The 23789-nt window shown below is 65.5% G+C and carries 25 protein-coding genes; 11 read left to right on the forward strand and 14 right to left on the reverse strand.

Annotation, left to right across the window (positions count from 1 at the left end; all coding sequences use genetic code 11):
- Both AC1DW9_RS31855 and AC1DW9_RS31860 read left to right on the forward strand, forming a co-directional pair.
- A partial coding sequence (locus AC1DW9_RS31855) for a helix-turn-helix domain-containing protein (protein WP_476855300.1) occupies window positions 1-583 on the forward strand: 583 nt, incomplete at its 5' end.
- A 308-nt stretch (window positions 584-891) separates the two neighbouring features.
- Window positions 892-1737 carry a carboxylesterase family protein gene (locus AC1DW9_RS31860; RefSeq protein WP_476775554.1) on the forward strand — a complete coding sequence of 282 codons (846 nt, stop codon included), beginning with the start codon at window positions 892-894 and terminating at the stop codon, window positions 1735-1737.
- 76 nt (window positions 1738-1813) lie between these two features.
- Here the strand turns inward: AC1DW9_RS31860 and AC1DW9_RS31865 are convergent, their stop codons facing one another.
- From AC1DW9_RS31865 to AC1DW9_RS31885, 5 genes are all read right to left on the reverse strand, one after another.
- Window positions 1814-3004, reverse strand: coding sequence for a M20 aminoacylase family protein (locus AC1DW9_RS31865; RefSeq protein ID WP_441508164.1), 1191 nt, complete (start codon window positions 3002-3004; stop codon window positions 1814-1816).
- Window positions 3005-3118: 114 nt separating this feature from the next.
- The gene (locus tag AC1DW9_RS31870) at window positions 3119-3898 is read right to left on the reverse strand and encodes an amino acid ABC transporter ATP-binding protein (RefSeq protein ID WP_441508165.1); all 780 of its coding nucleotides are present in this window, start codon (window positions 3896-3898) and stop codon (window positions 3119-3121) included.
- On the reverse strand, window positions 3895-4818 hold the full coding sequence (locus AC1DW9_RS31875) for an amino acid ABC transporter permease (RefSeq protein ID WP_476768744.1): 924 nt from the start codon (window positions 4816-4818) through the stop codon (window positions 3895-3897). Before AC1DW9_RS31875 ends, AC1DW9_RS31870 begins: the two co-directional genes overlap by 4 nt.
- The gene (locus tag AC1DW9_RS31880) at window positions 4815-5705 is read right to left on the reverse strand and encodes an ABC transporter substrate-binding protein (RefSeq protein ID WP_441508167.1); all 891 of its coding nucleotides are present in this window, start codon (window positions 5703-5705) and stop codon (window positions 4815-4817) included. The genes AC1DW9_RS31875 and AC1DW9_RS31880 overlap by 4 nt, the downstream gene beginning before the upstream one ends.
- A gap of 76 nt (window positions 5706-5781) precedes the next feature.
- The gene (locus AC1DW9_RS31885) at window positions 5782-6744 is read right to left on the reverse strand and encodes a substrate-binding domain-containing protein (RefSeq protein WP_441508168.1); all 963 of its coding nucleotides are present in this window, start codon (window positions 6742-6744) and stop codon (window positions 5782-5784) included.
- A 98-nt stretch (window positions 6745-6842) separates the two neighbouring features.
- On the opposite strand from AC1DW9_RS31885, the gene AC1DW9_RS31890 reads away from it, so the two are divergent.
- On the forward strand, window positions 6843-8168 hold the full coding sequence (locus AC1DW9_RS31890) for an aminotransferase-like domain-containing protein (protein WP_441508169.1): 1326 nt from the start codon (window positions 6843-6845) through the stop codon (window positions 8166-8168).
- An 89-nt stretch (window positions 8169-8257) separates the two neighbouring features.
- Complete coding sequence (locus AC1DW9_RS31895; RefSeq protein ID WP_441508170.1) at window positions 8258-9295, forward strand: DmpA family aminopeptidase; 1038 nt, start codon at window positions 8258-8260, stop codon at window positions 9293-9295.
- 23 nt (window positions 9296-9318) lie between these two features.
- Here the strand turns inward: AC1DW9_RS31895 and rnk are convergent, their stop codons facing one another.
- On the reverse strand, window positions 9319-9747 hold the full coding sequence (rnk, locus tag AC1DW9_RS31900; RefSeq protein ID WP_441492382.1) for a nucleoside diphosphate kinase regulator: 429 nt from the start codon (window positions 9745-9747) through the stop codon (window positions 9319-9321).
- Window positions 9748-10306: 559 nt separating this feature from the next.
- Window positions 10307-11212: a dihydrodipicolinate synthase family protein gene (locus AC1DW9_RS31905; protein WP_441508171.1), complete on the reverse strand. Its 906-nt coding sequence runs from the start codon at window positions 11210-11212 to the stop codon at window positions 10307-10309.
- 108 nt (window positions 11213-11320) lie between these two features.
- Between AC1DW9_RS31905 and AC1DW9_RS31910 the strand changes: the two genes are divergently transcribed.
- The 4 genes from AC1DW9_RS31910 (at window position 11321) to AC1DW9_RS31925 (ending at window position 15139) form a co-directional block, all read left to right on the forward strand.
- Window positions 11321-12079, forward strand: coding sequence for a FadR/GntR family transcriptional regulator (locus AC1DW9_RS31910; RefSeq protein ID WP_441508172.1), 759 nt, complete (start codon window positions 11321-11323; stop codon window positions 12077-12079).
- Window positions 12076-13044: a Bug family tripartite tricarboxylate transporter substrate binding protein gene (locus AC1DW9_RS31915; RefSeq protein WP_441508173.1), complete on the forward strand. Its 969-nt coding sequence runs from the start codon at window positions 12076-12078 to the stop codon at window positions 13042-13044. The genes AC1DW9_RS31910 and AC1DW9_RS31915 overlap by 4 nt, the downstream gene beginning before the upstream one ends.
- A gap of 102 nt (window positions 13045-13146) precedes the next feature.
- A complete protein-coding gene (locus AC1DW9_RS31920) occupies window positions 13147-13620 on the forward strand; it encodes a tripartite tricarboxylate transporter TctB family protein (protein ID WP_441508174.1) in 474 nt (157 codons plus the stop codon).
- A 7-nt stretch (window positions 13621-13627) separates the two neighbouring features.
- A complete protein-coding gene (locus AC1DW9_RS31925; protein WP_441508175.1) occupies window positions 13628-15139 on the forward strand; it encodes a tripartite tricarboxylate transporter permease in 1512 nt (503 codons plus the stop codon).
- 106 nt (window positions 15140-15245) lie between these two features.
- Here AC1DW9_RS31925 and AC1DW9_RS31930 read toward each other — a convergent pair whose 3' ends face one another.
- Genes AC1DW9_RS31930 through AC1DW9_RS31955 form a run of 6 tightly spaced genes read right to left on the reverse strand, consistent with a single transcriptional unit; the run spans window position 15246 to window position 19563 of the window.
- Window positions 15246-15533 carry a hypothetical protein gene (locus AC1DW9_RS31930; RefSeq protein WP_441508176.1) on the reverse strand — a complete coding sequence of 96 codons (288 nt, stop codon included), beginning with the start codon at window positions 15531-15533 and terminating at the stop codon, window positions 15246-15248.
- An 8-nt stretch (window positions 15534-15541) separates the two neighbouring features.
- Window positions 15542-15835, reverse strand: a complete 294-nt coding sequence (locus AC1DW9_RS31935) for a copper-binding protein (RefSeq protein ID WP_441492389.1) — start codon at window positions 15833-15835, stop codon at window positions 15542-15544.
- Between the two features lie 31 nt (window positions 15836-15866).
- Window positions 15867-16355, reverse strand: coding sequence for a cupredoxin domain-containing protein (locus AC1DW9_RS31940; RefSeq protein WP_441508177.1), 489 nt, complete (start codon window positions 16353-16355; stop codon window positions 15867-15869).
- 32 nt (window positions 16356-16387) lie between these two features.
- Window positions 16388-17824, reverse strand: coding sequence for a multicopper oxidase family protein (locus tag AC1DW9_RS31945; RefSeq protein WP_441508178.1), 1437 nt, complete (start codon window positions 17822-17824; stop codon window positions 16388-16390).
- Between the two features lie 18 nt (window positions 17825-17842).
- Window positions 17843-19351 carry a TolC family protein gene (locus tag AC1DW9_RS31950; RefSeq protein WP_476855301.1) on the reverse strand — a complete coding sequence of 503 codons (1509 nt, stop codon included), beginning with the start codon at window positions 19349-19351 and terminating at the stop codon, window positions 17843-17845.
- Entirely contained in the window at window positions 19348-19563 is a 216-nt protein-coding gene (locus tag AC1DW9_RS31955) for a hypothetical protein (protein WP_441492393.1), read from the reverse strand. Before AC1DW9_RS31955 ends, AC1DW9_RS31950 begins: the two co-directional genes overlap by 4 nt.
- A gap of 171 nt (window positions 19564-19734) precedes the next feature.
- Between AC1DW9_RS31955 and AC1DW9_RS31960 the strand changes: the two genes are divergently transcribed.
- The 3 genes from AC1DW9_RS31960 to AC1DW9_RS31970 are packed head-to-tail and all read left to right on the forward strand — an operon-like array spanning window position 19735 to window position 22380.
- Window positions 19735-20499, forward strand: a complete 765-nt coding sequence (locus AC1DW9_RS31960; RefSeq protein WP_441508180.1) for a response regulator — start codon at window positions 19735-19737, stop codon at window positions 20497-20499.
- Entirely contained in the window at window positions 20496-21932 is a 1437-nt protein-coding gene (locus AC1DW9_RS31965; RefSeq protein ID WP_441508181.1) for an ATP-binding protein, read from the forward strand. The genes AC1DW9_RS31960 and AC1DW9_RS31965 overlap by 4 nt, the downstream gene beginning before the upstream one ends.
- A 19-nt stretch (window positions 21933-21951) precedes the next feature.
- Window positions 21952-22380: a DUF411 domain-containing protein gene (locus tag AC1DW9_RS31970; RefSeq protein WP_441508182.1), complete on the forward strand. Its 429-nt coding sequence runs from the start codon at window positions 21952-21954 to the stop codon at window positions 22378-22380.
- Window positions 22381-22439: 59 nt separating this feature from the next.
- Here AC1DW9_RS31970 and AC1DW9_RS31975 read toward each other — a convergent pair whose 3' ends face one another.
- Window positions 22440-23783, reverse strand: a complete 1344-nt coding sequence (locus AC1DW9_RS31975) for an ATP-binding protein (protein ID WP_441508183.1) — start codon at window positions 23781-23783, stop codon at window positions 22440-22442.
- Window positions 23784-23789 lie beyond the last annotated feature (6 nt).

Here is a 23789-nt window from a genome sequence, read left to right on the forward strand (position 1 = left end):
CGACAGAGCCCATGGCACGGTGCTGTCGGGCCGGGAGGCGCTGGGCAGGCTCGCGGGAGACCATCTGCAGGCCCTGCTGAGGGCAGCGCAGGAGCTCGGCCCTCGCGAGGCACCCGGCCTTCTCAAGGCCAGCGCGAATCTCCTCGCAGCCTGCCTTGCGCCTTCGTTGATGCGCGACCAGGACGCTCCATCCACGCTGACGGCCACGCTGGCGACGATGTGCCGCTTCATCGACCGCCATATCGCTGACCCGGCGCTCGATGCGGCCATGCTTTGCTGCGCCTTCGGGCTGTCACGCTCGGCGCTGTACCGCCTGTTCGCGCCACTGGGCGGGGTTTCGGACTATATCCGCCGGCGCAGGCTGGAGCGCGCGCGTCTCGCGCTGAACGGAGCGTCGCTCGAACGAGGCGGCATCGGCAAACTCGCGCGCAGGTTCGGCTTTTCCAGCGACGATGCTTTTTCGCGCGCCTTCAAGGCCCGGTTCGGGGTCGCGCACCGCGAGGCCGCCCAGATCCGTGTCCTCGCACCGGCCGAGCCCGGCGACGACAGTCTGGAGGCCTGGCTACGACGCCTGGACTGGTAGTCACTGACGGTATTTGCGGCCCCGCCAGTGGTCGGTGCGAACGAGCTGATCTGCATCCGGAAGTCCTGAGCCGTCGCGAGGCGTGAGACCTTCGCAGGCGAGGTTGAGCCGCATTCGCCGGCTGAGCCACGAAACGATCTAGGGTCGCTCGCCCTCGACAATCCACAAAGCGGCCCGAAGGCCAATTGCCTGCCCTGAGCCCAAAGAAAATCTATCAGCTCGGCAGAGATTTGACCGTTTGTGAAGCGTCAGACGACGGCAGATGAAGAGGCGGTGAACCCTGAGATTTCGCAACCGATGAGGACACGATGCGCCGATCGCTCAATCTTGCCGCGACGCTGCTTGCGGCATTCACCATAGCCGGATCCGGGGCTCTAGGCGGCGAAATCAGGGAAGATCGGCGCATCTCCCAGCCATCGCCGGCGCAGTTGGCCGCGGTCGAGTCCCTCGTCAAAATGCCAATTGATCTATTCCAGCCGAGCGTCTTCGCCGCTCCCAACGGGCATAGCATTCCCTATCGTCTGCTTTCGCCGGCCGCTCAAAGCCAAGCGAAATTGCCGCTTGTCATCGCGCTGCATGCATCGGGCGGGGTGGGCACCGACAATGTCAGCCAGGTCGGGCCCTTCATCCGGAGCTGGGCCGCTCCCGCGATTGCCCGTGAATTTCCGGCATATGTCGTCGTGCCGCAATTTCCGACGCTCAGCGCGAACTATGCTGGCGACGGCAGTAATCGGGTTGCAAAACCGAGCGATCAGCTTGCTGACGTTCTGGCGTTGGTCGAGGATTTGAAACGGCGCCTGCCGGTTGATCCGCAGCGGGTCTACCTGGTCGGGTTCTCGATGGGGGCGTCGGCGGCGATCATTGCCGCGGCAACGAAGCCCAAGACGTTCGCGGGCGTTGTCGCATTCTCGGGAGTTCCGCCGCAGCGCAGCGTGGCGCAACAAGCGGCGAAGGTCCCGTTCCTGATCGTCCATGGAACGGCCGACCGCGAGAATCCGTATGCCGCATCGAGATCATGGGCCGATGCGTTGGCCAGGGCCGGCGGTTCGCCCATGTTCGTGACCTATGACGGGATGGACCATAAAGTCAGCCCGGACCAGTTCTTGGCGCCGGAATGGCGCACTTGGCTCTTCAGCCAGCGCGCGCCACGATAGCGTCGCGCCGCAAGTTGCTCCGGTGGAGCCTAGGGCAACTATGGGGCGGCATCCGGAAAGCCGACAGGGCCCGGCTTTATCCGTTGGCCTGCAGATAGCGCTCGACGAGACGGGCCCACAGCGCGGCGCCGACGGTCAGGCTGTCATCGGCAAAATCATACTGCGCACTGTGGAGGATCGGTGAGTTGAGGCCATTGCCGAGGCGCAGGAAACTTCCTGGCCTGTGCTCGAGGAAATAGGCGAAGTCCTCGCTGCCTGGGATGAGATGGCAGGTCGCTACCTTGTCGGCGCCGACCAGCTCCTCGGCGACCATGCGCGCGAAGGCCGTCTCGGCTTCGGCGTTGACCACGACAGGATAGCCGCGCTCGTAGTCGATCTCGATCGACGCGCCGTGGCCTTCCGCGACCGAGCGGGCGAGCCTGACGACGCGCTCTTCCAGCAGGTCGCGGATCTTCGGCTCGAAGGAGCGTACGCTGAGCGCCAGCCTGGCCTCTTCAGGGATGACGTTGACGGCCTGGCCCGCATGGATAGTGCCGACCGTGACGACAGCCGTCTGTGTCGGGTCGATATTGCGTGAGACGACAGTCTGCAGCGCGACCACGAGATGGCAGGCGACCACGACCGGGTCGATGGTCAGATGCGGGCGCGAGGCATGGCCGCCCTTGCCCCTGATCGTGATGGTGACCGTGTCGGCGGCGGCCATCATCGGGCCGGATCGCAGCAGGATCGTGCCCTCCGGCGCGCCGGGATGATTGTGCAATCCGAAGATCGCATCGAAGGGGAAGCGCTCGAACAGCCCGTCGGCAATCATCGCCTGGGCGCCGCTGATCTTGCCTGCCTCCTCGGCCGGCTGGAAGATCAGCGTCACCGTGCCGTCGAAGCGGCGCGTGCGGGCAAGGTATTCGGCCGTGCCGAGCAGGACGGCGGTGTGCCCGTCATGGCCGCAGGCATGCATCTTGCCGGGCTGGAGGCTGGCATAGGGAAGGCCGGTCTCTTCGGTGATCGGCAGCGCGTCCATGTCGGCGCGGATCGCGATGCTGCCCGCCCCGGTGCCGCTGCTGAGGCGCGCCACGACACCATGGCCGCCGACGTTGCGGGTCACCTCGTAACCCCAGGCCGTGAGCTTGTCGGCGACATAGCGCGCGGTTTCGGCCTCCTCGTGGGAGAGTTCCGGGTTGGCGTGAAGGTAACGGCGGGTCGCCCTGAGATCGGCCTCCATGGCCTCGAAATCGGAGACGCGGGCGAAGCTGTTGTCGAGCGCGGACATGATCTATCTCGGTCTTTGCGGATGCGACCCGGCACTGGCCGGACTACTGCGGCTACTGCACCGGCCCGAACAGTGGATCGGCGTCTTCGGGAATGCCGATGCGAGCACGGAAGGTCAGAGGAAGCGCGACAGGAAGGCCTGGGTGCGCGGATGGCGCGGATTGTCCATCACCTCCTCCGGCCGGCCCATTTCGACGATCTTGCCGCCATCCATGAACACGACCCGGTCGGCGGCCTCGCGCGCGAAGCCGATTTCGTGGGTCACCACGATCATGGTGAGGCCCTGCCGGGCGAGATCGCGCATCGTCGTCAGGACTTCGCCCACCAGTTCGGGGTCGAGCGCCGATGTCGGCTCGTCGAACAGCATCAATTTTGGCTTGATCGCCAGGGCGCGGGCGATGGCGACGCGCTGCTGCTGGCCGCCGGAGAGCTGGCGCGGATAGCTTGCCGCCTTGTCGGAGAGGCCGACCCGATCAAGCAGGTCGAGCGCCCCCGTCGTCGCGTCCCTGCGGTTCATGCCATGGACGCCGATCGGCGCCTCGATGACATTCTCCAGCGCCGTCATATGCGGGTAGAGATTGAACTGCTGGAAGACCATGCCGATCTTGCGGCGCTGGCGCGCGATGCCGTTGCCCGTGAGCTTCTGCAGCCGGCCGTTGCGCATCCGGTAGCCGATCTGCTCGCCATCCACCTCGATGAAGCCCCGGTTGATGGCTTCGAGATGGTTGATGCAGCGCAGGAAGGTCGACTTGCCCGAACCCGAAGGCCCGAGGATGACGACGACCTCGCCCGGCATCACGTCGAGGTCGATGCCTTTGAGCACCTCGAGATGGTCGAAGGACTTGTGGATGTCGCGCGCCCTGACGAGCGGCGTGGTCGCTGCAGCGGCGGTCAATGGCTTGCCTCCTGCACGGCTGGCAGCGGAGCAGCCGCGCCGTCGCGGCGTTCGCCGCGGCTGTAATAGGCCTCGATATAGCTCTGGCCGACATTGAGGATCGAGGTGATCAGCAGGTACCAGAGGACCGCAACCAGCAGCATCGGGATGATCTCGAAGGTGCGGTTGTAGATCGACTGAACCGAGTAGAGCAGATCGGCCATGGCGATGACGCTGACGAGCGAGGTCGCCTTGATCATGCTGATGAGCTGGTTTCCGGTCGGCGGTACGATCGAGCGCATGGCTTGGGGAATGATGATCCGCCGCAATGCCCGGCCCTTGGTCATGCCGAAGGCCTCGGCGGTCTCGGCCTGGCCGCGATCGACCGAAAGCAGGCCGCCACGGATGATCTCCGCCATATAGGCCGCTTCGTTCAGCGCGAGGCCGACGATGGCGGCGGTGACCGGGGTGATGACCGAGTTGGTTTCCCAACTCGCCAGGTTCGGCCCGAACGGGATTGCGAGCGAGATCTGGGGGAACAGCGTCGAGAGATTGTACCAGAAGATCAACTGCACGAGCAGCGGCGTGCCACGGAAGAACCAGATGAACAGCGACGCGGAGGAGCTCGCGAGAGTGTCCTTCGACAACCGCGCGATTGCGAGCACGAGCCCGAGCGCGGTGCCGATTACCATAGCGACGACCGTCAATCCGAGGCTGACCGAGAGGCCATTGAGCACGGTGCGGTCGAAGAAATAGGCGGCGACGACCGGCCAGCCGAAATTTTCGTTCCTCGCGACGATCAGGCCGAAATCGACGACGATTATGGCCGTGACCGCCCAGAGGATCAGGCGTGCGATCGGGAAGGGGGCGTGCGCATTGACCACGTCCCTCGGGTCGGCGCCGCCCGAGGGTGGCGCTGTCATCGCGGGCTCGCCGCTCATTTCGGCAGGGCCCCGCCCAGATTGAGGCCGGGCTCCTTGAGCATGTTATTCTCGAGCCCCCATTTCTTCATGATCGCGGCATAGGTGCCGTTATCGATCAGGATCTTGACGGCATCGCGCAGAACCGGGCCGAGCGGCGAGCCCTTGGGGACCACAGCGCCCTGATAGAGATCCTCAAACCCGTTGCGTGCACCGACGCCGGTGAGTTCAAGCTGGCCGTTGGCCTGCGCGACGAAATAGGTGAGGGGCGCCTGCGACGAGAAGAAGGCATCGGCGCGCTTGGAGCGGACCGACAGGATAGAGCTCGGCTGATCGGAATAGGACTGCACCTCGATGGGGCTCTTGCCGTCCGCCTTGCACTTCTCTGCCTGGACCTGGATGACGCGCTCGGCCGAGCCGCCGGCCATGACGGCGATGCGGTTGCCGCAGGCGGTGTCGAGCGAGGTGATGCCCTTGGGATTGCCCTTCTGCACCGCGAAGACGACGAATTCCTGGACCCAGTCGACGAAGTCGTTGGCTTCCTGCCGGCTCTTGAAATCACCGACCGGGCCAAAGGCGAACTGGTAGCGCCCGGCATTCACGCCGGCGAGCAGGGCAGGCAGGCCTCCCACCGTCGCATGCTCGATCGTGACGCCCAGGACCTGACCGATGGCATCGGTGAGGTCGGAGCTGGCGCCGCTCATCTCGGTGCCGGTGACGATCTCGTAGGGCGGGAAGGAGCCGTTATTGACCGAAATCATCTTGCCCTTGCTGCGCAGCGTCTCAGGCAGGCGCGCCCGCAGCTCCTCGTTGACCGTCTGCTTCGCGATCGTGCCCTGCTGGGCCAGCGCGGATCCGGCCAGCGTCAATCCGGCGAAGGCGACGGAGGCAATCAATCTGAAATACATGGTGCTACTCCCCATTCTTGTCTGAACTTGCAGGCCGGGCGGTGGCGCCGGCCTGTCGCAACGCTTCTCGGGCGTGTCAGCGGGTGCGCGCTTGCCGCGGGAAAAGCTCGGCCGGTGTCAGCAGGCGCGGCAGGATCTTCTGCTCATGGAGCTCGGTCGCGAAATCGGCGATCATGACTTCGTTCTCGGCGAAACCGCTCGCGCTCCACGAAGAGGGCAGATCGCGGGCGCAACGGCGCAGCTCGTCGAACATCCAGGGTGTCGTATCGGCATATTTCTCGCGCTTCTCGAGCCAGAGCCGCTGCGACTCGTCGATCAACGCACTGAGCTCGTCCATGATCCAGGGGTGGTCGCGGACGAATTCGGCTTTGAAGCCGATCAGGTGCATGCCCGGGATGTAGCCGACCTCGTGGAAATAGGTGGTCTCCGCCGCCCGGAAATCCTCGAGCACCTGACGGAACGGCGAGGCCGGATCGAAGAAGCCCTTGGGCATGAAGGGAGTGAAGACGGCATCGAGCCCGCCATCCCGCAGGAGATCCACCATCGGGCGCTCACCCGGAGCAGCCTCGATCCGACCGGGACGACCGAAGCCGTCGAGGCGGTCGGTGATCGGGTGAGCCTCGGTCAGGCGCCCGGCATACCACATAGCGTCCTCGACGCCGACGCCTTCGCGGCGCACGGCGGCGCGGGTCCAGGTGTTGCCGGAATCGCGCCAGCCTGTGACGCCGATCTTCTTGCCGGCAAGGTCGGCGAGCGTGCGGATCGAGCTGTCCTTGGTCGTCACGATGCAGCGATGACGAAAGCCGCGCATGATGAAGTTCGGCATGCCGACGATCGTGTCGTTGCCGTCATGGCGCAGCTGGGCATAGCGGCTGAATGACAGCTCTGCGGCATCGTAAGCTTCGTCGGTGGCCAGATCGCCGACCAGTGTGCCGACGCGATCGACCTGGATCTTCAGCCGGGGCGAGGAGACGTCGCCAAGAACGAGCGGGGTCATATAGTCCCAATCGCGGAGTGCAAGGCGCAGCGTCACAGCCATGTTGGCAACTCTGAAAAGCTCTCGACAGGCCAAGTGCTAAATGTTCAAAAATAACTGCGCAAATGTTATTATGTTATTGAACATTAAATGGCCGGCAGATGAACAGCTCGATCAGCGCCGACTGGCTCGCAAGAACGATCGTTGATCGCAGCATCCGGGGCATCGCCCTGGAGACCAGCGCGCTGATCAGGGCGGGGGCGCTGCCTGTCGGGGCGCGGCTGCCGGCGATCCGCGACATCGCCTACGAAATGAAGGTCAGTCCGGCGACGATCTCCGAGGCCTGGAGCGAATTGCGCCGCCAGAAGATCATTCGCGGCCGGGGGCGCAACGGCACCTGGGTCAGTGGGGACCGCTTCATCGCCCAGCCGGAACGGCTGGCGAGCTCCGGCGACTACGGTGCCGGCGTGCTGAACCTGTCGCTGGCAATTCCCGACACAGCCCTGCTGCCACCGCTCGCAGAGGCGCTGGCCCATGGCGCAACGGTCGACAAGCTCAACAGCTATGAACGGAGCCGGGTCGTACCGGAACTGCGCGAGGCGGCCGAAGCGCGCTGGCCCTATCGGCCGGAAGCATTCCTCGCCACCAATGGCGGCTACAATGCCGTCTACAATACCCTGCGGGCCCTTGTGGCGCCGGGCTCGGCCGTCGCGATCGAGCATCCGACGGCCATGCGGCTGCTCGACATCCTCGAGGATCTTGGCGTCAGGATCGTGCCTGTGGCCTGCGACGAGCACGGCCCCCTGCCGGCCTCGCTCCGCGCCGCGGCGCAGGAGCGGCTTGCTGCATTCGTGTTCCAGCCAAGACTGCACTCGGTTACGGGGCAGACGGTCAGTGCTGAACGGCTCGCGCTGATCGGCGACATCCTTGCTGAGAGCGATGCGCTGATCATCGAGGATGACGGCGTGGCCGACATCTCGGAGGCACCGCCCGCGTCACTCGGCGTGCGCTTTCCGGAGCGCACCATCCATATCGTCTCTTATTCGAAGACCCTCGGGCCCGATCTGCGGCTCGCGGTGCTGTCGAGTTCGGCTGCGATCGTCGAACAGGTCCAGTCCTATCGGGCCTTCAGCGCGGGCTGGACGAGCCGCCTGCTCCAGGGCGCAACCTCCTGGCTGCTGCGTGACGAGGCGAGTCGGGATATCGTGGCGAAGGCTCGCATCATCTACAAGCAGCGGCGCGACAGGCTCGCTGAAGCGCTAGCCGCGCGCGGCATCCACACCGCGCCCGGAAGCGGCCTTTGCCTGTGGGTTCCGATCATCTCGGAGCCCTTCGCCATGGTGACGCTCGCCGCGCGCAACATCGCGGTCAATCCCGGCAGCAAGTTCTCGGTCCTCCCCAGCGCCCATATCCGCGTCGCGACCGCGACCCTGACCGAGCGCTACGAGGAAGTGGCCGACGCGATCGCTCTCGCCCGGTCCCCCTGATCGCGGGAACGGGGCTGCGCGCCGGTACTGGCGGATGCCGGGGTTTGCGCTATAGCCGGAAGCATCGTCAGCCAGCCGGATTGCCGCCCATGCCTGCCCGCGCCCGTTCCCTTGGTTTGATCTGCGGCTCGCTGCCGCCCGGCCCGCTCAATGCGATTACCGATGTTGCCGGCGTCCGTGTCGGCCACAGGACCATTCGCGACGGGGATATCCAGACCGGGTTCACGGCCATCCTGCCCCATGGCGACGATCTGTTCCGCGAGAAGCTGCGCGCCGGTGTCGATGTCATCAACGGCTTTGGCAAGAGTGCCGGGCTGGTGCAGGTCTCCGAACTCGGCCAGATCGAAACCCCGCTTCTGCTGGGAAACACATTGTCGGTCGGAACTGGCTTCAATGCCCTCGTCACGCGCGCGCTCGCGGCCAATCCCGACATTGGCCGGACGACCGGAACGGTCAATCCGGTCGTGCTCGAGTGCAATGACGGTTTTCTCTCAGACATTCGGGCGCGCGTTCTGAGCGAGAGCGACGCCTTCGCGGCACTTGATGCTGCTATGGCAGGCCCGGTCGAGGAGGGCGCCGTCGGCGGCGGGACCGGCATGAGCGCCTTTGGTTTCAAGGGCGGCATCGGCACGGCCTCGCGCCTGCTCAGGCTGGACGGCAGGGATTATACGCTCGGCGTGCTGGTTCAGGCCAATTTTGGCAATGCGGGAGATCTGGTTCTGCCTGATGGCCGCCGGCCCGTTCCGCCCGCCATGCCGCACGCGGCCGCGCCCGAGCGTGGGTCCGTCATCATCGTGGTGGCGACCGATATCCCGATGGAATCGCGGCAGCTGACGCGCGTTGCCAGGCGGTGCGGTGCGGGGCTGGCGCGGCTCGGCGCATTCTGGGGCAATGGCAGCGGCGATATCGCGCTGGCCTTCAGCACGGCCGGCCGCATCAGCCATCATGAACGCGCCGATCTCGCGCCGATGGTCGTGCTCAACGAGAATCGAATCGATCTGCCGTTTCGCGCGGCCGCCGAGGCGACCCAGGAGGCCGTCCTCAACGCCATGCTCGCCGCGCCGGCGGTGGCGGGGCGAGACGGTCATGCGAGGCCTTCGCTCGCCGACGTTCTCGCCCGCTCCTGAGGGCTCGCTGTCGCCCGCCGCAATCAGGCCGGTTGGGGCGCGCCATCGGCTGGATCGCGGACGGCCTGAACCGTCAGACGCTTCACGTCGCCGCTGCGCGTCGTCCAGTTGATGGATTGGCCGACCGAGAGGCCGATCAGAGCGGTCCCGATCGGGGTCAGGATCGAGATCTTGCCCTGGGCGATGTCGGCCTCGGGCGGATAGACCAGGGTCACGGTGGTGGTCTTGCCCGTGACCTCGTCCTGGAACAGCACTTCGCTGCCCATGCGCACGGCGTCGGCGAGCTGGCGCCCCTTGGCGAGAACGCGGGCGCGCGCCACTTCGTCGGCGAGTTCCGCTGCGACATCGGGAAAGGTGTTGGTCGCGGCAATCGCGAGCTGGGTGAGCTTCTCGTGATCGATTGCGGTCAAGGTGATACGGGGCTTTGCCCCGCCGGAGGTCCGGTTGGTCATGTGAACGTCGTCCTGAATGATTGCGCCCCCGTGGGCAGCGCGTAGCAGTGGAAGATTGCGCGCAGGCGAGCTTGCACGATGCCGGACAATGGCGTCGGGGGGGCTCTCTGCCTTCGGCAGACGCTTTCGTCGCTTGCGCTGATGGTGGATGTGCGGGGCGTTGCCCGCGTCGACCTTAAGTCCGGAATGATGCCGATTCGGCGCCGGAAGGCCGACCGCCCCGAACCCGAGGCGCGCGGCGCGACGAATCCGGGGCTAGTTGCCCGCGATCAGGTTACCTGCCCGGTGCAGGCCGCGACGGAAATTGGAGAAGCGCGCCATCATGTCTCATGACTTAGGCTCGCTGCCCGAATTGTCAAATCACAAGCCTGCCGGAAGGCTGCGATCGCGGAGCGCAACGCTGGCCTGAAACGCGGGGCAAGGCTGGCGGTCCGACTTCCGTCCGGGCCCGATCATGACGCTCGATCATCAGACCGGATGGTATCCAGGCCGATGATCCAACGTGTTGTGTTTGCAGCGGCTTTCCCTAAAGCCGCGATCCACTGTTGGGACCGCTGCCTTAGGCCGCAGCGCTGTAGGGGCCGAGCTGCGCGGCGTGCCGCCGCACGAGTTCCAAACCGAATTCCGTCGGGCGCAGAGCGGGGGACCGGTCGTGAATGGCAAGACCGGCGCGCTCGCCGAAGAGGCGCTTGCCGTAGCAGAGCAGGCTCTCGATCGACTGCATGATGAAGACGATTGCAGGCGAGACGTCGCGATAGGCGGCCTCCGCGCTGGGCTCGTCTCCAGCCATGAAGTGGTTATAGGCGCGTAGCGCGTGATCGATCGTGTCGGGGGCCAGGATCATGCCCGCACAGCCGGCGCGCAGGTTGTCGACCAGTTCGAGGCCGCCGCGACCGTTGAAGACGGGAAGCCGCCCTTCCGTGGTCGTGATCAGCTGCCGAATGTCCACGGCTGGGCCTTCACCCTTGATCAGGCTGATATTCGGATGGCGCGACACCAGTTCGCGGATGTCTTCGGCCGAGAGGCCGCGCCCCATATAGGCTGGTGCATTCTGGATCGCGACGGGCAGGGAGGTCGCGTCAGCGACCCGGCCGAAGAAGCGGATATATTCAGCCGCTCCAAAACTGCCGACCATCGGCGGCTGCAGGATGACCCAGTCGGCCTTCGCAGTCTCGGCTGCCCTGACCTGCTCGATCTGTTCCGCGACGGACGAACCGTAGATCGTGAAGGCGAGCGGCACGCGTCCGGCAGTGTCCTCGGAAACCCATTCCATTAGCGCCAGGCGCTCGGACTGGGTCAGTTTGGACACTTCGGTGGCGAGGCCGAGCGCGGCAATGCCGTGCACGCCCAGCGCAAGGCAGAGCTCCGTCTGGCGGCGCATCGCTGCCCGGTCAAGCCTCTCCTGCTCGTCGAACAAGGCGTAGACCATGGCATGAATGCCGGCGAAAGGCGGCGCGAAGCCCATCTCATATCCTCACGGTAGCGTGTCGTTTCGAAGATCAGATGTTAAACATCAGATGAATGGTTGCAAGCGAAACCCGAGCGTGGCAATTTCATGAAAATGGAGGGTCGAATGTCCCAGGCTCATGGCATGCGGAAAGGCGCGAAGCCCGGAAAGATCGGCGCGATGGTCTCCGCGCTCGGCGCTGCGATCGTGCGCGGCGAGATCGCGCCGGGGGCGGTACTGCCTCCCGAGCACGAACTGGAGGCGCATTACCGGGTTGGCCGCAGCGTCGTCCGCGAGGCGATGAAGACGCTGACCGCGAAGGGGTTGGTGAGCGTCCGCCCGCGCCACGGCACGCATGTTCGTCCGGCCCAGGACTGGATGCTGCTCGACAGCGATGTCCTGGGATGGGTGCGGAACAGCGGGGGGCTCGACCGCAGCCTGTTGCTCGCATTGGAGGAAACCCGCGCGATCATCGAGCCGGCAGCGGCTGCCCTCGCGGCGCAGCGCGCAACGCCTGAGGATGTCTGGCGGATCAATGCCGCGCTTGCGGCGATGGACGACGGCCAGTTCGACCCGCAGGCAGCGATTGCGGCGGACAAGGCCTTTCACCTCGCGATTCTCGAGGCGACGCATAACCCGGTGCTGCGCAGCTTTCGCGGCGCAATCGATGCGATCCTGAGCGCCATCTTCGACATCACCGTGGGCGTCTTCACCGGCAACCTGCCGAACCATGCCGCCGTTGCGCGTGCGATCGAGGCCCGCGACGCAAAACAGGCGCGCGAAGCCATGGAAGTCCTGCTTGGTTACACCTACGGGCACCTGCTCTCGGACGGCGCAATAACGCCGCCGGATCTCAAGAAATCCACCCTTGGAGAAACGCCATGACATTCAAGAGCCTGATGCTCGCCGCAGCGATGACGGCGACGAGCCTTTCCGCGTCCGCCGCCTGGCCGGAGCGGCCAGTCACCCTGATCGTGCCCTGGGCCGCCGGCGGCGGCACCGATGCGGTTGCCCGCATCCTTGCGGCGGGGCTGGAGAAGGAGCTCGGCAAGCCGGTCAATGTCGTCAACCGCACCGGTGGCGGCGGCGTCGTCGGCCATACCGAGATCGTCAATGCCAAGCCGGACGGTTACACGATCGGTCTGGCCACCGCCGAGGTGACGACCTTCTACTGGTCGAACACCGCACCCTTCACCTATGAGAAGCTGACGCCGCTGGCGCTGGTGAACTTCGATTCCGCCGCGTTCAACGTCGCGTCCAACAGCCCCTGGGCCAATCTGCGCGCGGCGCTGGACGACATCCGCAAGCAGCCGGTCGGCCATTTCAAGATGTCGGGCATGGCGGCAGGAGCCGCCTATCACCTCGCTTTTGCCGGGCTGCTGCAGCTCGAGGGCATCGACCCGAAGAGCGTCGTCGTCGTGCCGAGCCAGGGTGCGGCGCCTGGTTTCCAGGAGCTGGCTTCCGGCGGCGTGCAGATCGTTCCGTCATCGCTGCCCGAGGGCAAGCCGATGATCGATGCCGGCCGCGTCAAGTCGCTGGCCGTGCTTTCGAAGGAGAAGATCTCGGCCTTCCCGTCGGTGCCGACGGTCAAGGACGCGATCGGCAAGGACTATGAGGGTGGTACCTGGCGCGGCCTTGCGGCTCCCGCCAATCTGCCGGCCGAAGTCACGGCACGTCTTGTCGAGGCGACCGACAAGGTGGCGAATTCCGACAGCTACAAGAGCTTCCTGGCCGAGCGCGGCTTTGGCTATGCCTTCGCCAAGGGGCCGGCCTTCGGCAGCTTCCTCGTCGAGCAGCACAAGCGCAATGGCGAGATCATGGGCGCGCTCGGCCTGCGCCTGCGCCAGTAGCGCCAGCCCAATCCAGCCCGGCCCCGCGCCGGAGCATGACGCGGCGCTGGCTTGCCCGCGCCGCGTCCACCCCATCGTGTCCTTCGCGCCGGGCAGGTCTCCATGAAATTCAACGATCTCTTCGCCGGGCTGGTGTTCCTCGGGCTGGCCGCGCTCGTCGCGACGGCGTCCTGGCATCTGCCGAACCCTTCGCAGCAACCGCTGGGCCCCTCGGCCTTCCCGCTGATCCTGTCCGGATTGCTGGCGCTTTGCGCTGCGATCCTCGGGGTCAATGGCGCTCGCGCGGTCGACCGCGGCCCGATGCTGGCCCTGGCCGACTGGGCACGCAGCCCTGCGGCGTTGATGAAGCTCGCGCTCGTGCCGGCTGTAGTGCTGTTCTACCTCTGGTTCTCGGAGGTATTGGGCTTCCTCATCACGGCACCGCTGATCCTCGTCGTGCTGTTCATGGCGGGTGGGGTCCGGCCGGGCCCGGCCCTCGCGCTCTCCCTGCTCGCGGCGCTTGCGATGCATTCGATCTTCTATCTCGGTCTCGGCGTGCAGCTGCCGTGGGGGCCCCTCGAACCGATCCGCTGGTGAGGCTGCCATGCTCGATGCCTATGTCACCGCGCTGGGGATGGTGCTCGATCCCTATGTGCTCGCTGTCATCACCGCCTCGGCCATTTACGGCCTCATTGTCGGATGCATTCCCGGCCTGTCCGCCACGATGGCGACAGCGCTTCTGGTGCCGCTGACCTTCTTCATGCCGCCCGTCCCGGCCATCGCCGCGATCGTCACGACCAGTACGATGGCAATCTTTTCCGGCGATATTCCGGGCTGCCTGCTGCGCATTCCCGGCACGCCGGCCTCGGCGGCCTATGTCGACGATTCCTACCAGATGACGCTGCGGGGCGAGCCTGAGCTGGCGCTCGGCATCGGGCTCTGGTTCTCGGTTCTCGGTGGCCTGTTCGGAACCGCGGTGATGATGGCGGCGTCCCCGGCCATCGCCGATTTCGCGCTTGGCTTCGGCTCGGTCGAGTTCTTCTGGATCGTCATGCTCGGTCTCGGCGGGGCAGTCTTCATTGGCTCTTCGACGCCGCTCAAGGCCTGCATCGCATTGCTGATCGGCCTGATGATCTCGCTTGTCGGCATGAACAATCCGGCCGGCCAGCCGCGCTTCACCTTCGACTCCACCGAGATGCTCGGCGGTGTCTCGCTGATCCCGATGATGGTCGGCATGTTCGCCTGCTCGGAGGTGATGCGCCACATGATCTCGGACGGAAGCGCGCCGCAGATCGTCATCAAGAAGATGGGGCCGATCTTCGCCAATATGTGGCGGCTGACCAAGCAGTACCCGTGGCAGCTTGTTCGCGGCAGTGCGCTCGGGACCGTCGTCGGCATCCAGCCCGGCAGCGGCGCCGACATGGCTGCCTGGATGTCCTATGCGATGAGCAAGCGCTTCTCGAAGACGCCCGAGAAATTCGGCACGGGTCACCCCGAAGGACTGATCGAGGCAGGAGCCTCCAATAACAGTTCGCTTGCCGGCGCCTGGATTCCGGCTCTCGTCTTCGGCATTCCCGGGGACTCGATCACCGCGATCGCCATCGGTGTCCTGATGATGAAGAACATGGCGCCGGGGCCGACGATCTTCGTCAACAATCCCGAGAACGTCTACGCGCTGTTCCTCGTCTTCGTCATCGCCAACCTCCTGATGCTGCCGCTCGGCTGGGCGATCATCAAGGTGGCCTCGCGGGTGCTGCAGGTGCCCCGCAAGATCCTGATGCCGATCATCCTGCTCTTCGCCATCGTCGGCTCCTATGCGATCAACAACTCGCTCTTCGATGTCGGGCTGATGCTGGCCTTCGGTGCGCTTGCCTTCGTGCTGGAGGAGAACGGCTTTCCGGTTGCGCCGGTCATTCTTGGCGTGGTGCTCGGCCCGCTGCTGGAGGAGTATTTCATCAACTCGATGATCAAGTCCGACGGCAGCCTGATCGGCCTGGTCAATCGACCGATCGCGGCGGTGCTTGCGGCGGTGACGGTCGGGATCATTGCCTGGACGATCGTCGCCTCGCTGCGGGCGCCGAAGCATCCCGCAAGGCCGATGCCGCAGGACCTGTGACGCCGCTTGAAGCCAAAAAGGAAGGCCGGCAGCGATGATTGCGCTGCCGGCCTTCTTTCCATTGTGCTCTTTCCCCTGAGCGGACTGTCGGCAAGGGGGTCATCGGCTACCTGTCCCGCTCGTCCTCCGATGAGGGGCTGCTCGCTGTGCAATGACCAGCGATGCAGACCAGTTCGATCACCTTGTGCTCGGTCCTGAGGCAGTTCGCCCGGTAGATGACGATCTTGCCCTGATCGGGCAGCCTGGTGACCTTGGCGTTGGCACAACCGGATTCGAGCAGGGCGCGTTGCAGGTCACCGTCGCTTGCGGCGCCAGGGGATGGAGCGGATATGACGAGGGCAGCGAGTGCCGCGAAGAACCGATCGCGCCCGCTGCCCGCCGAGTTGCGGGTCACCGCCGTGCTTACTTCGCCTTCTGCAGCGAGGTGACGGTGATCTGACCGTTGACGCGCTCGGCGGTGAACTTGACCTTTTCGCCGGCCTTCAACTCCTTGAGCATGGCCGGGTCGGCGGCCTTGAACACCATCGTCATGCCGTCCATGTCGAGGTTCTTGATCGGGCCGTGATCAAGCGTGATCTTGCCCTGAGCCATATCGACCTTCTTGACCGTCGCGCTCACCAGAGCTGCGTCCTGCGCCAGGGCCGCGCCAGCAAGGCTGCCGCTAACAAGCGCGATCGTGAGAAGTCTGCGCATCATGGTCTCCATCGTGATGTGAGGGTTGCCGCGGTCACTTGACGGTGATGGTGCCGGTCATTCCGGCTTCGCGGTGGCCGGGGATCAGGCACGAGAAATCGAACTGCCCGGCCTTGGTGAACTGCCAGACGATCTCCCCGGTCCTCTTGGGGGAGAGGCGCTTGGCGTTCGGATCGTCATGCTCCATGTCGGGGTTCTTCTGCATCTCGACGGCGTGCTTGAGGTTCTCCTCGAGCGTCGCCACGACCAGCTCGTGATCGAGCTCGCCATTGTTGCGCAGCTGGAAGCGGATCTGTTCACCGCGCCGGACCTCGATCCTGTCCGGGATGAACTGCATCTTGCCGTCACGCTCGGCCATGGCGATCTGGATCAGCCGGGCCGGCTTCTTGGGATCGCCCGGCTTGCCATAGGCGGTCTCGTCGCCATGGCCGTGCCCGGCTCCGCCAGGACCGGCCAGCGCTGCCGCGGCGGAGAACATGACGGCCACCGCCGCCAAGCCGAGTTTCGTGAACTGCTTTGACATGGTTCCTCTCCCGAAGGGGTGTCGATGGACGCTCAGTGGTTGGAATGGCCGCCGGCCTTGGCCGCGGGCAGCGGCTTGCCATCCGGGCCGAGTCGGGGTTTGCGCGGATCCTTCACGCGCCAGTCGGCTGATTGCCCGCCGCTGTCGGGCGCAGTCGCACGGGGTGCCTCGGTCAGCTTGGCGCCCTTGTATTCGTAGGCGACGGTACCTTCCGGGTGCTTGAACCAGCCGGGGTCCTTGTAGTCGTTCTTGGCGAGGCCCTCGCGGACCTTCACGACCGAGAACATGCCGCCCATTTCAACCGGGCCGAACTGCGCAAAACCCGTCATCATCGGCAGAGTGTTGTTCGGCAGGGGCATTTCCATCGCGCCCATCTCGCCCATGCCGTTGGAGCCCATCGGCATATAGCCCGGCGCGATCTTGGCGATCCGCTTGGCAATGTCCTTCTTGCCGACGCCGATATAGGTTTTCACCGAGTGGCCCATGGCATTCATGGTGTGGTGCGACTTGTGGCAATGGATCGCCCAGTCGCCGAGCTCGTCGGCGACGAAGTCGAAGGCGCGCATCTGGCCCACCGCGACATCGATCGAGACCTCGTCCCAGGCGGCCGCTGGATCGACCCAGCCGCCATCCGTGCAGGAGACCTTGAACTCGTAGCCGTGCATGTGGATCGGATGGTTCGTCATCGTCAGATTGCCGAAGCGGATGCGCACCTTGTCGTTCTTCGCCACGACGAAAGGATCGATCCCCGGGAAGACCCGGCTGTTCCAGCACCACAGGTTGAAGTCGAGCATCGTGTTGACCTTCGGCACATAGGAGCCGGCCTCGATGTCGAAGGCATTGAGCAGGAAGACGAAATCACGGGCGACGCGGCGGAAGGCCGGGTCCTTGGGATGAACGACGAAGAAGCCCATCATGCCCATCGCCATCTGGACCATTTCGTCCGAATGGGGGTGGTACATGTAGGTGCCGGAGCGCCGCAGCAGGAACTCGTAGACATAGGTCTTGCCGGGCGGGATATGCGGCTGGTTCAGCCCGCCGACGCCATCCATGCCGTTGGGCAGGCGCTGGCCATGCCAATGGATCGTCGTGTTCTCGGGCAGCTTGTTGGTGACGAAGATGCGGACCTTGTCGCCCTCCACCGCCTCGATGGTGGGGCCCGGCGACTGGCCGTTATAGCCCCAGAGATAGGCCTTCATGCCCGGCGCGAGCTCGCGCTCGACCGGTTCGGCGACGAGATGGAACTCCTTCCAGTCGCCGTTCATCCGCCAGGGCAGGGTCCAGCCGTTCAAAGTGGCGACCGGCTGGTAATCCGGCCCGCTGGTTGGAACCAGTGGTGCCTGGGTCGAGGCGTCCGTCATGGTCGGCGCCTCGGGGACCGAAGCGAAGGCGGTGCGGCCGGAGACGGCTGTCGCACCGGCAAGGACGAGGCCGGACGAGCCGATGAAGCCTCTGCGTGACATGGTCATGGTGTCGTTCCTTGCTCGCTAATGGCCTGCGCCGCCGCCGTCGCCACCGGTGCTCGCGGCGGCGGTCGCTCCACCGCCACCGGTGCCGCCACCGCCGATCACGACGTGCTTGAGGTCGGTATGGGCGATCCAGAAATCGCGGCGCGCATTGATCGCGGCGACATTCGACAGGATGCGCCCGCGCGCATCGGTGATGAGCTGCGTCACATCGACGAGCATGCCGTTATAGTGCAGCAGCGACTCGTCCTGGATGATCTTGCGCAGCGGCAGGACGTTGTTCTGGTATTGCCGGGCGATGTCATAGGTGGCGCGATAGCTGGTATAGGCTTCGCGCGCTTCCGAGCGGATATTGACGGCCTTCTCGGCAAGCTTGTTGGCGGCCTGCATATAGTTCTGCTCGGCCCGGACCACGCGCGACTGTCCGAAATCATAGATCGGGATCTCGATCTCGAGTTCGAGCGTGGTGCTGCGCTTCGACTCCCGCTCGACGTCACCATCGGCCAGGGCCCTGCGCCCACGGTCATAGGTGCGCCGGCCGAGCAGATCGACGTCGTTGACGAAGCGGGTTGCGTTGGTGAGGCCCAGCGACTTCGCCAGCGCGTCGAGATCGCCGCGGGCGATCTGCAGATCGATCCGCTTGCGCAAGGCCTCGGCTTCGATCGCCTTGGCACTCTGGATTTGCGGAAGGGGCGCAAGATTGGCGGGGATCTGGAACTTCAGCTCGTCGCCCCACAGGCCAAGCAGCCGCACGAGGCGTTCGCGCTCCTGGCGCTGCAGCAGGCGTGCCTGGCCGAGCTGGGCGCCGAGCTCGGCGTCGAAGGCGAATTCGCGGGCCTGATCGAGCTTGTTGATGCCGCCGGACTCGCCGAGCCGCTTGAACAGCTCGGAGGCGGCGTCGGTGGAGTTCTTGGCCTGCTCGAAGAAGCCGACCTGCGCATTGGCGGCGACGGCCCGGTAATACTGCCGGCGCGTTTCGGCTGCCAGCTTCAGCACGGATTCGGCGGCGCGCAACTGGGCGGTCTGGAATGTCTCGCGGGCGATTGCGGCGCGCGCCGGTAATGTCGCAAGCGCGAAGAGGCTGCCTGCGACCTGGCGCTCGATCTCCAGTTCAAATCGTCCTGAAAGCTTGGAGATGCCAAAGCGGGGATTGGGCGGCAGGCTCGCCGCGACCATCTGCGCCTCGGCAATGCCGAGATCATTGAAGGCGGCTTGCAGGCCGCGATTGTTAAGCAGCGCGATCTGCACCGCGGAATCGGCCGCCAGCGGTTTCCTCAGCAGCTGGTCGACGCGAGCCTTGGCGCTGATCGCCACCCCGGCATCATTGATCTTGACCACGTCCTTCTTCAGCTCGCTGAAGGCGAGATTCTGCGCCGGGCCGATGCCGCCATCGGCGGAGAAGGTCGCGCAACCGCCAAGGAGCGCGGCCATGCCGGCGACAAGGGCGAGGCGGGAAACAGACGGGAAGCGCATGATCGACCGGAAAGGGATGGACGCAGGCGTGGCCACAGTGATCGGTCCTTCGGTCATGGCTGCGGTCCAACGCGCCGATTGAGTTCACGCCAGTCCTTCGGCTCGGCCGGGCGCAGCACGGTGCTGCCGGCAGTGACGCTCTGATAGGCAGGGGCGGGGACGTTCACGTTCGGATCGGCCGGACGTGCGAGATAGTCAGGCAGCGGTTTGCCGGCGCAGGCGCCGAGCACGATCGCAAGGGTTGCGAGGAGGAGTGGTCTTGCAATCATTGCGATTCGGCGTCTCCAGCGGCGTGGTGACGTCTGACTAGCAACGGCGCTCCGGCCGCGTCCGTTACAAATTGTTGCGAAGCGATCCGCGCATTTGGCGCAAGCAGGCGTTATCTTGACCCTTGAGCCGCGTACCGATCACTCCTCGCCCGTCCAGTCGGAAGTCCGAAGTTGAACCCATTCCCTGCAAGCGTTCAGGCCGAGGATCACGGCCATGTGCTGGTGGTCGACGACGACCCGCAGATCCGCCTGCTGGTCGCGCGCTTCCTGCAGCGGCATAGCTATCAGGTCAGCGGCGCCGCCGATGGCGATGCGATGTTCGACATCCTCAAACGCAGCGAGATCGACCTCGTCATTCTCGACCTGATGCTGCCGGGCCGTTCGGGGATTGAACTCTGCCGCGATATCCGCGCGATCTCGCCGGTGCCGATCGTGATGCTGACGGCCCGCAGCGAGGAGAGCGACCGCATACAGGGGCTCGAGGTCGGCGCAGATGACTATGTGACCAAGCCGTTCAGTCCACGCGAGCTGCTGGCGCGGGTTCGGGCCGTGCTGCGGCGCACGCGCATCCGCCGGGGCGAGCCGAGTGATCGCGCCAGCGAGCAGATAGGCTTCGATGGCTGGACGATGGATCTGCGCCGCCGGGAATTGCTGTCGCCGTCGGGAACGCTGGTCGATCTTTCGACTGGCGAGTTCGACCTGCTGCTTGCCTTTGCCGAACACGCCAACAGGGTGCTCTCGCGAGAGGCGCTGATGCAGTTTGCCAAGACGCGCAGCAGTGACGACCCTTTCGACAGGACGATCGATGTCCAGATCAGCCGCCTGCGCCGCAAGCTCGAGGCGGATACGAATGGCAGCCAGCTGATCAAGACCATCCGAGGCTCGGGCTACATGTTCACGCCGACCGTGCAGGCGCGCGAGGGTGAGCCGGCATGAGCAGGTCCCTCCGTCCGCGCTGGCCCGACACGGTTGCGGGCCGCGCCATCCTGATCCTCGTCGCGGCGCTGCTCGCTTTCCATTTCGCCGGCTACTGGGCCTATCGCGTCAGTGTCGACAGCATGGCCAATGTGCAGCGCGACAAGGCGCTGGCGGAGCGCATTGTCACGATCAAGCGCGCGATCGCCGGCAACGTGCACGATGCAGAGCGCGATCGCGTCGCCCATGATCTGTCGAGCGCGAGCCTGGAGGTGCACTGGAGCAATGTCAGCCTCGTCCTCGGTACTGCGCCGAAAACCGAACGCACGCAGGCGATGGCGGCACGGCTGATGGAACTCGCGCCTGAGCTCGCATCGGAATCGTTTCGCCTGGGCTATGCCGATGGCGGGGCCCCAGGCGCCGGAGAGGGAGATGCCGATCGCCATATGATGCTGGTCTCGGTCAGGCTGGACGACGGCTCCTGGGTCAATTTCTCCTCGACGACGCTCGGGGCCGCGCAGCATGCCGACTGGAACGTGCTGGCGATCATGATCTGTTTCGGCGTGGCGATCATCGTCATCGGCGTGCTGCTGCTGCGCTGGGCGACGCGGCCGCTGCGCGACCTGGCGCTGGCAGCCGAGCGCTTCAGCCTCGACCAGGCCCCGACACCGCTCAGCGAGGTCGGCCCCGCTGAGGTGCGCCGGGCGGCGCGCGCCTTCAACACCATGGGCGAGCGCATCCAGCGCCTCGTCGCCGAGCGCATGCAGGCGCTGGCGGCGGTCTCGCATGACCTGCGCACGCCGATCACGCGTCTGCGGCTGCGCTCGGAGCTGATGGAGGACGATGCGACGCGCGATCTGGTCGATGCCGACCTCTCCGAAATGGAGGCGATGATCGATTCGACGCTCGAATTCCTGCGCGGCGGCGTCTCCAGCGAGGCGATCCGTCCACTCGATATCGTCTCGGTGATCGAAACCATCGTCGACGACCATATCGATCAGGGGCGAACGATCACGCTCAGCGGACTCGGTCATGGCCGCGTACTCGGGCGACTGCTCGCCTTGAAGCGCGCCTTCTGGAACCTGATCGGTAACGCGGTGAAATATGGCGATCAGGTCTCGATCGCCATATCGGAGACACCGACCGGCCTGAGCTTCATCATCGAGGATGACGGGCCGGGCATTCCCGAGCAGGAGGTCGAGCGTGCTTTCCAGCCATTCGTCCGGCTCGAGGAATCGCGCAGCCGGGAAACCGGCGGTACCGGACTCGGGCTGACGATCGCGCGCGCGGTCATTCATGCCCATGGCGGCGAGATCTTGCTCGCCAACCGGGCGGAAGGAGGCCTCCGGGTCACGGTGACGTTGCCGACGCTGGCTGCCAGCGAACAGCAATTCGCGGATGCGCTGAGGACGGGGCGCTTTCCCTTGCCGGCCGCGAACCCGGCCCGCTCATGATGTCTATCTGGAGAGAACGATGAAAACCCTTGCTACCGCGCTGACGCTCGCGCTCTTCGCTGCTCCGGCGGCGGCCCAGTCCATCCAGGTCCATCTCAGCCCGAGCTGCGGCTGCTGCAAGTCCTGGGTCAAGCATCTCGAACAGGCGGGGTTCTCGCCCAAGGTCGTCGAGAGCAAGGACATGGCAGCAAGCAAGCGCCTGGTCGGCGTGCCCGATAAGGTCCAGTCCTGCCATACCGCGATCATCGAGGGGTATTTCATCGAAGGCCATGTGCCGGCCCCGGACATCCGCAAGCTGCTGCAGGACAAGCCGGCTGCAATCGGCCTGGCTGTGCCCGACATGCCGGTCGGATCTCCCGGCATGGAGGTCGAGGGCGTGACGCCGGACCGGTATGAGACGCTTCTGGTCGGGGCAGATGGCGAGACGACGGTCTTCGCGAAGCACTGACCTAACCACCTGTGTTTGCAGCGGCCCGAGTAGCGCAATCCACCCTTCCGGCCGCTGCTTCAGCGCTGCAGCGAACCGTCGTTCCAGAGGAGCGCTGCCTGCAATCCCGGGCCGTCTGTGCGGTTGCTCAGGACGAGCAGCGCTCCGACGCGCCTGGCGGCGATGTCGACGATGGTCAGGCCGAGCCCTGTGCCTGTCGGGCTCTTGTGGCGACCGCGGTAGAAGCGTTGCTTGACCAGGCCGAGTTCCTCCTGGGGGATGCCGGGGCCCTGGTCGAATACCGCGACGCCGCGACCATCGGCCGTCGGACGCCAGGACACGACACCACCGCCCGGCATATGCTGGATCGCGTTTTCGTGCAGGTTGCGCAGCGCCAGGGCGAGGCTCTCGCGGTCGCCTGGCACATCCAGGGCTGCGAGCCCAGGGTCGATTTCGACGTCGATGCCGGCCGCCGGAGCCGCATTGTCGATGATCTCGGCGAGGAGCCCGCTGACCCGGACACGGCCCGAGGCCGGACCTTGCTGTTCCGTTTCGAGCTTGGCGAGCGTTAGCAGCTGCCGAACGAGGCGGGCCGTCCGGTCCACTGAGATCAGGATCTGGCGTAGCGCGCCTTCCCTGATCGATGCGTCGGTTGTGGCCAGTGCGATCTGCGCCTGCGTCTTCAAACCAGCCAGCGGGGTTCGCAATTCATGGGCGGCGAAGGCCGTGATCTCGCGCTCATGGCGGCGGGCGGCCGCAACCTTGTCGAACAGACCGTTCAGCGCCTGCGCGAGCGGCCTGACCTCGATGGGGGCTTCGGCCGCCGCGAGGGGACGCATGTCCTCGGCGTCACGGGACTTGAGTTCCGCAGCCATGGTCGCGAGCGGGCGCAAGCCCCGGCCGAGGCTGAGCCAGATCAGCAGGCCGAGCAACGGGGCGATCAGCAGCGCGGGCGCGAGAAGCCCGGTGATCAGGTCGTTGACCAGCCCATGACGCAAGCCGATGCGATCGCCGACCATGACGCGGATGCCCTTCTGGGCATCTTCGACCGCGTAGACCCGCCAGCGTTCGCCATCGACCGTTCGATCGGAGAAGCCGGCGGCCTGATCGGTCAGCTGGGAGCCCGGCGCGCCGCTGGAACGGGCAACCAGCCGGCCGTCGAGAGACCAGATCTGGCAGGATAGCTGGCGCTCGTAGAATGCCGGCTCGACCGTCGCGCCGGGTAGTCCGGCGATAGCGGTGTCCGGCATCCGGCCGGCGTCGACCAGCGAATGCACCATCTTCGCCGCCTCCTGCAGGCGGGTGTCGAGCACATGCTCCAGCTTGGACCTACTGTCGAGATAGATCCAGGCGACCGCGCTGAGCCAGATCAGCCCGGTGGCGGCAATCAGGATGACGAAGAGGCGCGTGCGCAGGGAGGTCATGGCCCA

This window comes from Allobosea sp. P4_E12 (assembly GCF_056401655.1).

Excerpts from the sequence above, each read along its gene's own strand:
- AC1DW9_RS31965 (WP_441508181.1), top strand. The coding sequence starts at position 20,496 with ATGAGCAGGTCCCTCCGTCCGCGCTGGCCCGACACGGTTGCGGGCCGC.
- AC1DW9_RS31975 (WP_441508183.1), bottom strand. The coding sequence starts at position 23,783 with ATGACCTCCCTGCGCACGCGCCTCTTCGTCATCCTGATTGCCGCCACC.
- AC1DW9_RS31890 (WP_441508169.1), top strand. The coding sequence starts at position 6,843 with ATGAACAGCTCGATCAGCGCCGACTGGCTCGCAAGAACGATCGTTGAT.
- AC1DW9_RS31895 (WP_441508170.1), top strand. The coding sequence starts at position 8,258 with ATGCCTGCCCGCGCCCGTTCCCTTGGTTTGATCTGCGGCTCGCTGCCG.
- AC1DW9_RS31865 (WP_441508164.1), bottom strand. The coding sequence starts at position 3,004 with ATGTCCGCGCTCGACAACAGCTTCGCCCGCGTCTCCGATTTCGAGGCC.
- AC1DW9_RS31940 (WP_441508177.1), bottom strand. The coding sequence starts at position 16,355 with ATGTCAAAGCAGTTCACGAAACTCGGCTTGGCGGCGGTGGCCGTCATG.
- AC1DW9_RS31910 (WP_441508172.1), top strand. The coding sequence starts at position 11,321 with ATGTCCCAGGCTCATGGCATGCGGAAAGGCGCGAAGCCCGGAAAGATC.
- AC1DW9_RS31935 (WP_441492389.1), bottom strand. The coding sequence starts at position 15,835 with ATGATGCGCAGACTTCTCACGATCGCGCTTGTTAGCGGCAGCCTTGCT.
- AC1DW9_RS31860 (WP_476775554.1), top strand. The coding sequence starts at position 892 with ATGCGCCGATCGCTCAATCTTGCCGCGACGCTGCTTGCGGCATTCACC.
- AC1DW9_RS31905 (WP_441508171.1), bottom strand. The coding sequence starts at position 11,212 with ATGGGCTTCGCGCCGCCTTTCGCCGGCATTCATGCCATGGTCTACGCC.
- AC1DW9_RS31970 (WP_441508182.1), top strand. The coding sequence starts at position 21,952 with ATGAAAACCCTTGCTACCGCGCTGACGCTCGCGCTCTTCGCTGCTCCG.
- AC1DW9_RS31945 (WP_441508178.1), bottom strand. The coding sequence starts at position 17,824 with ATGACCATGTCACGCAGAGGCTTCATCGGCTCGTCCGGCCTCGTCCTT.
- AC1DW9_RS31875 (WP_476768744.1), bottom strand. The coding sequence starts at position 4,818 with ATGAGCGGCGAGCCCGCGATGACAGCGCCACCCTCGGGCGGCGCCGAC.
- AC1DW9_RS31880 (WP_441508167.1), bottom strand. The coding sequence starts at position 5,705 with ATGTATTTCAGATTGATTGCCTCCGTCGCCTTCGCCGGATTGACGCTG.
- rnk (WP_441492382.1), bottom strand. The coding sequence starts at position 9,747 with ATGACCAACCGGACCTCCGGCGGGGCAAAGCCCCGTATCACCTTGACC.
- AC1DW9_RS31920 (WP_441508174.1), top strand. The coding sequence starts at position 13,147 with ATGAAATTCAACGATCTCTTCGCCGGGCTGGTGTTCCTCGGGCTGGCC.
- AC1DW9_RS31885 (WP_441508168.1), bottom strand. The coding sequence starts at position 6,744 with ATGGCTGTGACGCTGCGCCTTGCACTCCGCGATTGGGACTATATGACC.
- AC1DW9_RS31950 (WP_476855301.1), bottom strand. The coding sequence starts at position 19,351 with ATGACCGAAGGACCGATCACTGTGGCCACGCCTGCGTCCATCCCTTTC.
- AC1DW9_RS31955 (WP_441492393.1), bottom strand. The coding sequence starts at position 19,563 with ATGATTGCAAGACCACTCCTCCTCGCAACCCTTGCGATCGTGCTCGGC.
- AC1DW9_RS31925 (WP_441508175.1), top strand. The coding sequence starts at position 13,628 with ATGCTCGATGCCTATGTCACCGCGCTGGGGATGGTGCTCGATCCCTAT.
- AC1DW9_RS31915 (WP_441508173.1), top strand. The coding sequence starts at position 12,076 with ATGACATTCAAGAGCCTGATGCTCGCCGCAGCGATGACGGCGACGAGC.